This window comes from Acidobacteriota bacterium (assembly GCA_040754075.1).
Lineage (GTDB): Bacteria > Acidobacteriota > Blastocatellia > UBA7656 > UBA7656 > JBFMDH01.
In genome coordinates, this window is the sequence record JBFMDH010000033.1 from 1 (window position 1) to 13,294 (window position 13,294).

At 50.2% G+C, this 13,294-nt stretch carries 13 protein-coding genes; 7 read left to right on the forward strand and 6 right to left on the reverse strand.

The features are described 5' to 3' along the window. Positions 1–529: 529 nt before the first annotated feature. The gene (locus AB1757_25645; GenBank protein MEW6130444.1) at positions 530–832 is read left to right on the forward strand and encodes a hypothetical protein; all 303 of its coding nucleotides are present in this window, start codon (positions 530–532) and stop codon (positions 830–832) included. An 83-nt stretch (positions 833–915) separates the two neighbouring features. Here the strand turns inward: AB1757_25645 and AB1757_25650 are convergent, their stop codons facing one another. Then, entirely contained in the window at positions 916–2,277 is a 1,362-nt protein-coding gene (locus AB1757_25650; GenBank protein MEW6130445.1) for a DUF1501 domain-containing protein, read from the reverse strand. Positions 2,278–2,293: 16 nt separating this feature from the next. Further along, positions 2,294–4,597 (reverse strand): DUF1800 family protein, encoded by a 2,304-nt coding sequence (locus tag AB1757_25655; GenBank protein MEW6130446.1) that lies wholly within the window; start codon positions 4,595–4,597, stop codon positions 2,294–2,296. An 830-nt stretch (positions 4,598–5,427) separates the two neighbouring features. Between AB1757_25655 and AB1757_25660 the strand changes: the two genes are divergently transcribed. The 5 genes from AB1757_25660 (at position 5,428) to AB1757_25680 (ending at position 8,338) form a co-directional block, all read left to right on the forward strand. After that, positions 5,428–6,228, forward strand: coding sequence for a ParA family protein (locus tag AB1757_25660; protein ID MEW6130447.1), 801 nt, complete (start codon positions 5,428–5,430; stop codon positions 6,226–6,228). After that, the gene (locus tag AB1757_25665) at positions 6,197–7,075 is read left to right on the forward strand and encodes a ParB/RepB/Spo0J family partition protein (GenBank protein MEW6130448.1); all 879 of its coding nucleotides are present in this window, start codon (positions 6,197–6,199) and stop codon (positions 7,073–7,075) included. Before AB1757_25660 ends, AB1757_25665 begins: the two co-directional genes overlap by 32 nt. Positions 7,076–7,299: 224 nt before the next feature. Next, positions 7,300–7,536: a hypothetical protein gene (locus AB1757_25670; GenBank protein MEW6130449.1), complete on the forward strand. Its 237-nt coding sequence runs from the start codon at positions 7,300–7,302 to the stop codon at positions 7,534–7,536. Continuing rightward, a complete protein-coding gene (locus AB1757_25675; GenBank protein ID MEW6130450.1) occupies positions 7,523–7,858 on the forward strand; it encodes a transcriptional regulator in 336 nt (111 codons plus the stop codon). The genes AB1757_25670 and AB1757_25675 overlap by 14 nt, the downstream gene beginning before the upstream one ends. Positions 7,859–7,906: 48 nt before the next feature. Next, complete coding sequence (locus AB1757_25680) at positions 7,907–8,338, forward strand: hypothetical protein (protein MEW6130451.1); 432 nt, start codon at positions 7,907–7,909, stop codon at positions 8,336–8,338. Between the two features lie 113 nt (positions 8,339–8,451). Here the strand turns inward: AB1757_25680 and AB1757_25685 are convergent, their stop codons facing one another. From AB1757_25685 to AB1757_25700, 4 genes are all read right to left on the reverse strand, one after another. Continuing rightward, entirely contained in the window at positions 8,452–9,420 is a 969-nt protein-coding gene (locus tag AB1757_25685; protein MEW6130452.1) for an NAD(P)-dependent oxidoreductase, read from the reverse strand. A gap of 36 nt (positions 9,421–9,456) precedes the next feature. Continuing rightward, complete coding sequence (locus AB1757_25690; GenBank protein ID MEW6130453.1) at positions 9,457–9,855, reverse strand: RidA family protein; 399 nt, start codon at positions 9,853–9,855, stop codon at positions 9,457–9,459. Positions 9,856–9,921: 66 nt separating this feature from the next. Then, entirely contained in the window at positions 9,922–10,287 is a 366-nt protein-coding gene (locus AB1757_25695) for an EthD domain-containing protein (protein MEW6130454.1), read from the reverse strand. A gap of 64 nt (positions 10,288–10,351) precedes the next feature. Beyond that, entirely contained in the window at positions 10,352–11,179 is an 828-nt protein-coding gene (locus AB1757_25700; protein ID MEW6130455.1) for a MerR family transcriptional regulator, read from the reverse strand. Positions 11,180–11,395: 216 nt separating this feature from the next. Here AB1757_25700 and AB1757_25705 point away from each other — a divergent pair, with 216 nt between their 5' ends. Then, positions 11,396–13,210 carry an ABC transporter transmembrane domain-containing protein gene (locus AB1757_25705; GenBank protein MEW6130456.1) on the forward strand — a complete coding sequence of 605 codons (1,815 nt, stop codon included), beginning with the start codon at positions 11,396–11,398 and terminating at the stop codon, positions 13,208–13,210. Positions 13,211–13,294: the final 84 nt, after the last annotated feature.

A 13,294-nucleotide genomic window follows, 5' to 3' on the forward strand; every position in this document is an offset into this window, starting at 1 on the left:
TTTATTGATCGCGTCTATTCACGAAGTTGGCTTGGGTTGTGGAATACCATCCAACTCAAGCTCATCAGCTATCAGTTGCGTCACAGCGGCATCCTTGCTGCCTGATTCAACTCAATACTCAGGTTAACTAATAAGCCGTCAGTCTAGCACCCTGACTTTTTGAGCGTCAATTTTCCTGCTTGTACCCAATTAGCCGAAAGTACGCAATCAAACGATGCGGTCTTGGCATAAGAACGGGCAACCATACGAAAAGGAATAAATTATTTCCAAATGCGTCGCTCAATGCGTTTCGCCATAAACCAACGACTCCGCCTAATCCGCATCTATTCGCCCAATCCGGGAGCAAAGTTTAGCTTTCACGAGTGGGCATTTAATTTTATGTGCGACAACTGAATGGCTCCTGTACAGCCTTTTGCCTTGTTCGCGTACAGGTTTTCAAGGGGCAACTTCAAGCAATTTTTCAGGCATCATTTTTTCAGATGCGTGGCATCGATTTTGCACAATCAAAGAATTATCAGAAGGAGGAATTATGAAAAAAATATACAGTTTGTTAGCAATTTTGGTGATGGTGTTTTCTCTGGCGACGATAACTCAAGCACACGATTATCGCGCAGGGCAAAGCCATTATCAGGGAAGAAGTCGCAGCGCGCTGGCGCGGCATCAACTTGCCGAACGACGGGCGTTGCAAAGACACCAGCTACTCGAACGTCAGCGAGCGCGTTACACACGCACCAATAGGGGTTGGTTGATGCGTCATCAACGCGAAGAATGGCGCAGGCTGATGGCACATCAAGCGGCTGAACGTCGAAACTTAATCGGTTGGCATCGCTGATTAAAAATCAGTTCAAGCAAAAAAAATCAGCCCAACTTTGGAAATTAAAGTCGGGCTGATTTTTTTTAGGAACAGACAAATCATTAAACAACAAAGCCCAAATCACGCACAGCAAAAGCCGGTAGCGTCGGGAAGAGCGAATCGAGTTGCGCGTCGGTTGCGCCAAACCATTTCGCCAGCGTCGCGCCATATTGCGCAAGCGACAATCCTGGCAACATCACGCCGCGATTATCGGCATAATCATCATTCGTCGAATTGAAATTCGCGAAGTTGGTCATCAACGGAAATGTGCCATAAATTCTTCCGCCATTGACCGCGCCACCGACAATCAGATGATGATTACCCCAACCGTGGTCTGAACCGGAACCGCTCGGTTGCAAGGTGCGACCGAAATCCGACATCGTGAAAGTCGTCACTTGATTTGCCACACCCATCTGCGCCGTCGCATCGTAAAATGCCGCCATCGCCTGGCTCACCTGTCTCAATAAATCCCATTGTTGATAGCCTTGCCCGCTGTGCGTATCAAATCCACCAAGCGAACAGAAAAACACCTGGCGACCGACGCCGAGTTGCGCGCGCAAGCCAATGACCCGCGCCACTTCTTTGAGTTGATTGCCAAGCGAAGTCGAAGGAAATACTGTCGTGAATGGCGGATTGCCCGCCGCAGCTTTCAACAAAGGATTAAGCGCCAAGGCATCGACCATCGATTTATTCGCTGCATCGATTATCAGATTGCCGCTCGATTGCGAAACGATCTGTTGTTGTGCCGCCGCGCGCGCTTGCGCTGCCGTCGCGGGCCACAACGACATGGCATTCTGGTCGAGGTAATTGCCCGGTTGCAGAGCCGCCGCCTGATTGACATTGCCAACGCAAAACAGCGCGGGACTATTCATTGAAATCGACACCGGAAAACTCGTCCCGGCATTTCTTGCCTGCATCGCATCGACGGTGCGCCCGCCCCAACCGGTGCTGCCGGATGAACTGGGCACAGCGGTTTGCATTTGCGCGACCTGGTCTGAATGCGAACGCAATTGCACAGGCAATTGAGTAGCCGCTTGATAATCGGCATAGGAAGTGGGTCTGACGAGATTGCCGACATTGGCGACCACCGCGCAACGGCTTTGTTGAAACAGGCTTTGTATTTCGGGCATTCCATAATGAAAGCCGAATGCGCCGAGCGTCGAATCATTCACGCTCAGCAATTGATTGATTGGTAAAGCCAGTGACCCGCGCGCCGTGGTATAGGCGCTGTATTGCGGCGAAGCCAGTGGCACAATCAAGTTATGCCCATCATTGCCGCCAAACATAAACACGCAGACCAAGGCTTTGTAATCGGGGGCTTGCGCAGCTTCAACAAAATTAAAACGTCCGAGCGCCGCCACCATGCCGAAGCTCGCGCCGAGTTGCAGAAAATTGCGACGGGAAATCGTGTGTTGTTTATTCATATCAATCCTCCTTCCTTTATCGTTGCACCAGGTATTCGCCGGATGTTGCCGTAAGATAAATCGCGGTCAACACCTTTTGATTGTTGTCATACATAGCCGGCATGGCATTCATCAGCGCGGTGCGGGTTTGCGGCGTCATTCTGCCGTAAAGCAAAGCGTTATCTACGGCATTAATCAGCGCAGTCGAATTGCCCGCGACGCTCACAAACGGTTGCAATGCAGGATTGATGGGCCAGGGGTTATAGAACAATGAATAAAACCAGTTGGCGCGATTGACCGCATCGGTCGCCGAATAGATTTGAAATTCGGGACCGAACATCGTGGTTTTCGGAATGCGAAACATCGGCGAGTAATGCCCGAAAACCGACGGCGCATCGAGCAGGCTTTCGCCCATCGTGCCAAATAAATAGGCATATTGCGACGGGTCGCCGGGTGAAAGTCCAAGTGCGCGCATCAATGCAATGGTGTGTTGTACGGGAGTGCGCAGTCTGCCGAAAGTATTCGGCGGCGAATCGTTGCGCGCTTCCGCGTCAAGCAAAATAGCGCGGATGACCGCTTTCATATCGCCGCGAACGCCTGCGCCATTGTTATTGAACACCGCTGCGACACGCGAAATGTAAGCGGGCGTGGGATTGCTCGTCACCAGTGCGCGAATCAGTCGCGTGCAGATGAATGGCGCAAGATTCGGATGATTGAAAATAATATCGATTGCGCCATCGAGGTCTTGCGCGGCGGTTTGATTGGCGGGAAGCGTCTGACCAAGAATGACTTTTTGTGTGAGGTCGTGATACGACTGCACGGGTTGCATCGCTCCCGGATAATAATTGCCTCTAAGCGAAGTGGGCAGCGTGCCCGTCGCATCGCCATACGTCCATCCGGTAAACGCGAGCGCCAGTTGGCGAACATCATTTTGCGTGTAAGTGGGAATCGGTTGCCCTTGCGCATCGAGTTGTGGCGAGCCGTTTTGATTTAACTGATAAAGCCCTATCGAAAACAGTTGCAGAATTTCCCGCGCATAATTTTCATTGGCGCCGCTTCGCGCAGTCGGTTTGGCGCTGTTGACCATATCGAGGAATTTGCCCATTGATGCATCAACGGTGATTTCTCTAAGCAAGGTTCGATAGTTGCCAAATGCGTTGCGGCTGAGAATTTGTAACCAGGGCACGATTTCATTGCCGTTGGTATTTTTGTTCATGGAAATGACGATGACTTCGCTGAGCGCGTGAATGACGCGCTGGCGCAACTGGTCTTGCCCGTTTGCGGCATTGAGGAAAAAGCTCACTACGGCGTCCGAGCGGGTTGCGGTGGCAAGCGGCGGCCAGGCGGATTCCGGCATATTGAATTGTTCATCGAGAAACGCTTGCATCCCGATTTGCTGCGCGTGAGTCATCGATTGCGCGGTTGGCCCAAAGGTCGCCTGTTCGAGAAACCTGCCGTAAGTAATCGAAGTCGGATTTTGAAAGGTGATGTTGGCAAAGCCTTGCGTGAGTGAGTCAACCGCGCTGACGGCGCTCACAGCAACACTGACTGACGGTACAGCCGTGGGCGCGGTGTACAATCCACTTTGGGTGATTGTGCCGACCGTTGCGTTGCCGCCGGTTACGCCATTCACTTTCCAGGTGACGGTTTGACTCGCGCTGCCGGTGACGGTCGCTTGAAACTGTTGGGTTGCGCCGAGTGTGAGATTTGCCGATGAAGGCGAAATACTGACAGCGAGGCTCGATACCACATTGACTGTGAGTGTGGTTGAAACGGCTTCGGGTCCGGGGTTGGCAACGCTAATAAATGCGCCGCCGAGTTGTGTGGCGTTGCCTGTGGCGCGCAGTTGCGTCGATGAGATAAAGGTTGTCGTAAGCGCCTGGGTATTCCACAACACCTGTGCGCCGCTCACGAAACGGCTGCCATTAACGGTTAAGGTAAACGCCCCCGGCGACAGGGTGGTGGGGCTGACCGAAGTGATTCGGGGAATTTGATTGCGCACCGTGATGGTGCAGGTCGCAAAGGCTGTCAAAGCGACAACACTGGTGGCGCGCACCGTAACCGTCCAACCGCTTGGCGGCGTCGCAGGCGCGGTGTAGAGTCCCCTTGAATTCACAAAACCGACAGTTGCATTGCCGCCTTGAATGCCGTTGACACTCCATTTAACCGCTTTGTTGGAGGTGCCGCTTACAGTCGCGCTCAACTGGCGGGTTCCGCCTACGGGAACGCTGGCGCTGGTCGGGCTGACAGTTACGGTGACTGCAAATGCCGGAGCGGTTGCTGAACTGATAGCGAAAATAATGAACAGCACACCTAAGCGCAAAAATACTTTTTGAAGCACTTGGATTCTCCTCAGAAATAATTTCAGGTTAATAAAAGTGAGGCGTCAGTCTAAGGGTATCGGCAAAATTAGAGTGACGATGTGTGTATTTTCATCTTGCTGGGGGCAAGAACGCGCATCGCGGTTTGCAATAAAGACATTGCCAGTGAGTTACTTTTTTTTACAAAAGCTAACCGGGTTCGCCAGATATTCGATTAGCGATTATTTATTTTTTCTCAGCCGTTTCATTAATCAACGGTTTCGTATTACTCATCTTGGTGATGCGTCCTGCAAATTGATTTTGAAAACCACAACTCGCATTGACTTTCAAGTTGGTGAGGTGGCAATCCCTATGCCAGAGGTTTAAACGCCGGATGACTTTACACCATCGCGCTTCGATTGCTCAACATTGATTCGATGATAAAGATTGTTTAAGCCATTAAATTTTTATGACTTTGATGGCGCTTCGCAAAAGTGAATTGCCGATTGATGCAAGCGCCAGTTTTATCTTGGGATTGAGCGAATGAATTTCATAAACCCTATCTGCCTCATTCGTTCAATCCATCCGCTCCCAAGGCGATTTTTCTATGTGCAAGAGCAACCTTGCCCTTCTGAAAAAAGCTTAACGGTTAAATATTCGGCTTAGGTTCAGGTGATGCGGGCAAATTTTATTTGCATTTTCTCAAGCCGTTCGCCTCGCTTGGAGCGGTTGACGAAAAGGCTTTGTTGTTTTTTTGATTTATGGTTTACAATGCGGGTCACAGTTGGGGCACAACAGGCAAAACAACAGTCTCAACTTGTCTGCACCAGGCTAATGGTTTCGCCAGGCAGAAAGCAGGAAATCTAAATCTATGGCGAAGATTATTGCGATCACGAACCAAAAAGGCGGGGTAGGAAAAACCACCACGACGATTAATCTGGGCGCCAGCCTTGCAGTTGCCGATATGCGGGTACTGATTATTGATTCCGACCCGCAAGGCAACAGTTCAAGCGGACTTGGACTGCGCGGCACCTTTCGCAAAAGCCTCTACCACTCGCTGCTGCTTGATGAACCGTTGCAAAATTTATTCTTAAATACCGAGCTTCCCAACCTCAGAGTGGTGCCTGCGGAAAAAATTCTGGCTGCCGCCGAAGTCGAACTCGTTGATGTCGAAGAACGCGAGTTCCGCCTGAGAAAATTGCTTGCCGCTGTTGAACAGCACTTTGATTACATTTTGATTGATTGCCCGCCAAGTTTGGGAATGTTGACCTTGAATGCGCTGGCGGCGGCGCAATCGGTGTTGATTCCCATTCAATGTGAATATTTCGCGCTCGAAGGGGTATCGGAACTCTGGGACACGCTGGTTAAAATTCGCCGTTCGTTAAATCCCGGACTGACGATTGAAGGCTTTTTGCTCACCATGTTTGATGAGCGCACCAATCTCTCGAATCAGGTGGTATCGGATTTAAGGGATTTTTTAGGTTCGCAGGTTTTTGCAACGGTTATTCCGCGCAATGTGCGACTCGCGGAAGCGCCAAGTCACGGCAAGCCGGTCATTCTTTACGACATTCGCTCGAAAGGCGCGGAAAGTTATCTCAAGCTTGCCAAAGAAGTCATTAACAAAGAGGTGATGAACAATAATGTCAAAGAAAGCACTGGGCAGGGGGCTTAGTGCGCTCTTTAGCCCCACAACCGCGATTGAGAGCGACCTGCTTGAACTCGGCATTGACCAGATCGAACCGAACCCTTCGCAACCCCGCAAATTTTTCGCCGAAGACAAACTCGAAGAGTTGGCGCAATCGATTCGCGCCAACGGCTTGATTCAGCCCTTGGTGGTGCGGCGCGCCGGCGAGAGTTTTCAAATCATCGCCGGCGAACGGCGCTGGCGCGCGGCGCAACGCGCCGGACTGATGAAAGTCCCCTGCGTCATTAAAGAGGTTCGCGAAGATGAAGTGCTCACCCTCTCTTTGATTGAAAACATTCAACGCGAAGAACTCAATCCCATCGAAGAAGCCAACGCTTATAAAAGCCTGGTCGAACAACTGGGCGTCACCCAGGAAGAGATTGCCCGGCAGGTCGGCAAAGACCGCGCTTCGATTGCCAATTTCATGCGGCTGTTGAAATTGCCCGCCGAAATTCAACGCCTGGTCGAGGATGAAAAACTGTCGATGGGACATGCGCGCGCTTTGCTGCCGATTGAACACGCTGACAAACAGATTAAACTCGCCCAGCAAATCATCGAACAGGATTTGTCGGTGCGCGAAACCGAACGTTTAGTCAAACACCACCTTGAAGGTAAACCCGCCAAAGTCAAACCCGCGCCAGACCCGGCTATCGAACGCGAACAGGCGAATATCAAAGCCGCTGAAATGAAGTTAAGTAAAAAACTCGCCGCTCCCGTGAAGATAAAATTTTCCGAAAAAGGCGGGGCGATTGAAATCAAATTCATTTCGATGGACGATTTAATGCGCGTTTATGATTTGCTCGACGAAACCGCAAAGCAAAGTTCAGCAATGTAACAGACACAGTTTATTGTACTAAATCGAAGCTTATGAGATTGGGATAAAGGTCAATTGTGAACTCTGCAAAACCGCCAAAAAATTTGCGTTAGATTGATAGGTAACATCATGTGAACAGTGTACCAATCTCTTGCGATCTGATTTCGTCGTTCGTTAGCAACAGCACTGATAAAATTTTGCCGGGATAGACGGAAGAAGGTAACATTCGAGTCGAGGTAAATTTCATGGAAAACATCACGTTACGCGCTCATTATGATGGGACACAGATAAAACTTGATGAGCCGTTTGAACTTGAACCGAATACCAGGTTATTGGTGACGATACTTTCATCATCCGATAGCGACGATGAAGTTTGGCACAATTTTTCGGCTCAAGGATTGAATTCGGCATATAGCGATGATGAACCGGAATATTCGATAAGCCTTATTAAAGAGCAGAATCCTGACTATGAAAGAAGGTGACATTATTCTTACGCCTGTGCCGCAGTCCGACGGGCAAATTAAAAATCGACCCGCTTTGTTTTTACGGGAATTGCCGCCTTTTAATGACGCGCTGGTTTGCGGCATCAGCACACAAGTACAACAGCAAGTTATCGGCTTTGATGAAATCATCGAACAATCGGACGGCGATTTTTCATCAAGCGGATTGATGGCAAACTCGCTGATTCGCCTTGGTTTTCTGGCAGTCATACCACGTCCAAAAATTATTGGAAGCATCGGTTCAATCGCAACTGACCGACATAAACGCTTACTCAAAAATTTAAGCGATTACTTAATCAAGTAACTCGCTTGATAATCTCCTGTGGTAGGCTCCTTACGAAATGAGTCTCTGATGAACCATTCAGCAACCTGCAAATCCTTATTCATTGTCGTCATATTGGTGATGTCTATGCTTTTATCGGAAACCATTGTTTCCGGTCGCAAAAATCCTGTACAGGGTGAGGCGCAGATCATCGGGGTGTGGACGGGCGAATCGATTTGTCAGGTGAAAAATTCGCCGTGTAAAGATGAACACGCAAGCTACCGCATCTCGAAAGGCAAAAGCGCCGGAAAAGTCACCGTTGATTTAGGCAAAATCGTCAACGGCAAAGTTGAAAGCATGGTGGTTTTGGATTTCGATTATGACGCCAAAAGCCAGACCTTGATTTCCACCTATCAACATGGGGTCTGGAAATTCACGGTCAAAGGCAACACCCTGGAAGGCACATTGACGACACCTGAAAACATCGTTTATCGCAAAGTCTCATTGAAAAAAGCCGAATAAACCGCTCGCCCGCAATCCTATATCCCGGCTCTTTCATTCTTGAAAAATCTTCCGGGTTTGCCTGTATCGTTTTAAAGGAAGTTGGGCTGACCCTTTGCGCGTGAGCCGCGCGATTAAATCGCCGCCTCCGATTTCGCAGTTTCTTCGCTAACCAAAGCCAGCGCCGCCAGGTCTTTGTCCGCGAAGCCAAGCGCGACGGCATGCTGTAGACGTTGCGCTAAAAGTTCAGCGGTCGGCATCTGTGCGCCGAATGATTCGGCGGCGGCGAGCGCCAACCGCACATCTTTCAAGCCAAGCGCCAGACGAAACCCCGGCTCGTATTTTTCCTGCAACATCATCGCCGAATAATTTTGATAAACCGGCGACGCAAATAAGGTCGTCGTCAGCGCCTCAAGGCAAACCTTCGGGTCGGTGCCGGATTTTTTGAGCAAGGCTATCGCTTCACTTAAACTTTCAACCGCTGAAGCCAATAAAAAATTGCCGGTGAGTTTTACCATCGCGGCAGCGGTTGGATCTTCACCAACCTTGATGATGCGTTGTCCCATCGCTTCAAAAAGCGGTTGACACTCATTGATGGCATTTGCCTCGCCGCCTGCAACAATCAGTAATTTCGCCGCCGCCGCCGCATCGGGACGCCCGAATACCGGAGCCGCAATGAATCGCTGACGGCGTTTGCGATGAATGGCTTTGAGTTGTTCAACCTGATGAACGCTCAGCGTGCTCATCGAAAGGTGAATCGCGCCATCAGTGAGTCCCTCGGCAATTCCCGTTTCACCCGAAACCACCTGGGTCACGGCTTCATCATCTGCAAGACAGGTGATGACCGCTTCACCTTTGCAAACTTCAGCAGGCGTTTGCGCAACCCGCGCGCCTGCGCTTTGCAATTCTTTGGCGCGTTCCGGTGTGCGATTGAACACTGTAACTTCGTGACCGGCTCTGATGAGATTGCGCGCCATCGCGCTTCCCATTTTTCCAAGACCGATAAATCCGACATTCATGATGCCTCTCTCTTTCGCTTCAGGGTGGATGGCGCAAAGCCATTTACTAAAGCGCCTCGCGGTCAAAGACCGCTCTCTCAACATTTTTATTTGAGCAAAAACAGTCGCAGACGGCTCAGGTTAATCGTTGACCACGGCGATGGCTTCGACCTCAATCAAATAGGCTTCGCGCACCAGTTGTTTGACAACAACCAGAGTGCTCGCCGGCGGGTTGTCGGTATTGATATAGCGATTGCGAATCTCGCGAACCGCGAGCAAATCCGAAGCGTCCGTCAAATAATAATTGAGTTTGATTACCTCTTGAAAAGTTGCACCGACTTCTTCGAGTCGTAATTTGAGGTTTGCGAAAACCTGTTCAACCTGGGCGCGAAAATCGCCTTCACCGACGAGGTTGCCTTGTTTATCGAGCGCCAGTTGCCCGGCGATGTAAAGCGTGCGCCCGCCGCGCACTTCGACAATATGCGAATAGCCGAGCGGCGCGCGATTGATAAAACGAACGTTGGCAGTTGATTGGGTCATTGATGTTTCTCCTTCTAATTTTCTTTCGCAGAATTTTGCCTGGGGTTTAACCGGTTGGATTAATCGTTAAATAATTTCCACTTCTTCAGAAACCCAAAACCTTGAGTTTTCCTGGTCAACAAATTGCGCTTCATCTTTCACCAGAGCAAGCAATGCGTTTCGCGACCCTTCATCCTGACCCAGTGCGCGCAAATCATCCAGAGAATTGAACCAGGCTTCGCCGATGCCATCGTACATTTCCAGACCGCCACGCGCGCGTCGGAAATTTTCGCTCACCTCATTATCCAGCGAATGCGATTGCACATATCTGACGATGCGCAAGGCGTCTTTATATTGTTTGACCAATGCGCCATGTTGATGTTGCCAGTAGTCGAGAAAGGCTTCCCGGCTCATACCGGGTTTTCGTTTCGCGCAGACAATCGTCTTTACCATTGCAAACCTCCTTTGTTAGCAAAGCTGTTCAAGTATTTTGAAAATATGCAAAGCGAGCAAACGGTCAATAATGCGCAGAAGTACCGGGCGGTGATTTGAGAATCGGATATTGAATTTCCGTGATGCCAAAATTTGCATTTTGCGTGACATTGCCGTGCCAGTAGATTTCGCGATTCGCGCCGTCAATCCTGTAGCCTTGATGTGTTATCCATTTTCTCACCGCGCCATAAGCTTCGGGAATCGTCTCATCGCTGCCGTGATGAATCAGGCTGGCATTGACAGTTGCAGGTAATTGATAAACCTTGATGCGGTTGCTTGCGGGTACGTAGTCGTTCAACAAAATCAACGCTTCGCAATCAATCGGTTGCGCCTGTCCCTGACACACATGCCAGATTGCCGCCTGCTGCCCCGTGACCTGGCGTTTCTTCAAATAGTGATTGAGTTCGGCAAATAATTCGGTGGCATCGTCATAGGAATTTAAAAGCCCGCGCATTGAGGCGACCCATTGCGGCTTGATCTGTTTCAAGCGGATTTCATAATTGAGCGCGGCTTCTGCTTTTTCGATTTGCGTAAGCCAACTGTCAACCTGCACGAGGCGTTCCTGTTCTTCGGCAATCCGTCGAGCAAGTTCTTCGCGCTTGTTTTGCAAAGCGTCGCGCACCTCACCGACCAATAAATCTTCTTTTAAGAGAACGGCAATTTCATCAAGCGAAAAGCCTAACTCTTTAAACAACAGGATGCGATTGATGCGTGTGAGCAGATGCGGCGCATAGTAACGATAGCCGGTGAAGCGGTCGACATAAGTGGGTTTGAGCAGGCCGATTTCATCGTAAAACCGCAGGGTTTTGATGGACACGCGGCTGACTCTCGAAAAATCTCCGATTTTAAACATCTGGTCTCCTCCGATTGATGAGAAGTCTAAGCCCTCCCCTAACCGGAGAGTCAATCGGAATATAACAAAAATATTTTTTTCAGGCTCTAACCTTTTCCAACCGCGCAAGTCTCTATACAGTTGAATAGCAAATCGTTAAATTCAGGTCAGTCACCGACAAAATCAACTTTGCCAAGAAAGCAGGTGAATTTGAGGGAGCGAAAAGAAATAGCCGCAATGCCTAAACAAGATAATAAAGACCCGCAAGAGAAAAAGAAGCAACGCGGCTCGCCGCGCGATTTGCTGCGGCTGATGGTTTACGCCAAACCTTATCGTCTGCGGCTAACTATCGCTTTGGCGAGTCTGTTTATCGGCAATTTAATCGGACTGGCATTTCCCAAACTCGTGCAATACCTGATTGACGCGGCATTCATTGACCGCGATTACGCCAAACTCAATCGCATCGGGTTGGTGATTATGGCATCGTTTGCGGTGCAGGCGATTTTCGGATTTGCGCGGGCTTACCTGTTCGCTTTCGTCAGCGAACGCATCCTCGCAGACATTCGCACACAAATTTACAATCACCTGATTCATTTGCCGCTCACCTTTTTCGACAACCGCCGCACGGGCGAACTGGTATCGCGTGTGAGTTCCGATGTCACAGTCATTCAAACCGCGACAACCACGAGCCTTTCGGAACTGCTCAGACAAACCTTGATTTTAGTCGGCGGCATCGCCATCATCGCCATCACCAATCCGAAACTCACAGCCGTGATGCTCGCCATCATTCCCGTTGTGGTTTTGCTCACGGTCTTTTATGGTCGTTACGTTCGCCGCATGAGCACCAAAGTGCAAGACAAACTCGCCGATGCCAATTCCGTTCTCGAAGAGACGCTCGCGGCAATCCGCATCGTGCAATCGTTTGCCAGGGAAGCTTATGAACAGGGGCGTTATCGTTTGAAAATCATGGAAGCCTTGCAGACCGCCATGCGACGGGCGACGGCAACCGGCGGTTTCATCGCGTTCATTATTTTTGTGGTGTACAGCGCGATTGCGACGATTCTCTGGTTCGGCAGCCGCATGGTGATTGCCGGAGAGATTACCGCAGGCGAATTGACCGCCTTCGTGCTTTATACATTCGTCGTGGCGTTTACCATTGGCGGCATGGCTGAGCTTTATACACAGTTTCAACAGGCGATTGGCGCAACCCGGCGGGTGTTTGAAATTTTGGATACCAGACCAGCGATTCAGGACACAGCGGATGCCAAATCGCTTGCTCTGCCCGAAGGTCGCGTTGAACTGCGCGATGTGCGCTTCACTTATGCGGACGAGCGCAATCAAGAAGTGTTAAAAGGCGTAAGCATCGAAGCGCGCGCCGGTGAAATCATCGCTTTGGTTGGCCCATCGGGCGCGGGCAAATCAACTCTGGTATCACTGGTTCCGCGTTTTTACGAAGTCACAGCAGGGGCACTCTTGGTTGATGGCATAGATGTGCGCGATATAAAAGTGAGCGATTTGCGCGAGGCAATTGGCATGGTGCCGCAAGAGACGATTTTATTTAGCGGCACGGTTAAAGAGAACATCGCTTACGGGCGACTCGATGCCACAGACGAAGCGATAGAAAATGCCGCTCGCGCCGCGCACGCCCACGAATTCGTTTCCGAATTTCCCGAAGGTTACAACACCATTGTCGGCGAACGCGGCGTGAAACTTTCGGGCGGGCAACGTCAACGCATCGCGATTGCGCGGGCGCTCTTGAAAAACCCCGCGATTTTAATTTTGGATGAAGCGACCAGTTCGCTCGATTCCGAATCCGAACGTTTGGTTCAAGATGCGCTTGAACATTTAATGCAGGGGCGCACGACTTTTGTGATTGCCCACAGGCTTTCGACGGTGCGCCGCGCCGATAGAATTATTGTGTTGAACGAAGGTCGCATCGTCGAAGAAGGTACACACGAAGCACTGCTCGCCAGCGGCGGCTTGTACAAACAACTGCACGACATTCAATTCAGAGATATGCCAACACAGGAAAAAGCTATATCAGAATTATGAATTTTACGAGATTGTCCCTTTGGGTAATAAATTTATTTTGTATCTTGTGGTTGGTCGTAATATTGCCCGTGTTGGGGATTCTGC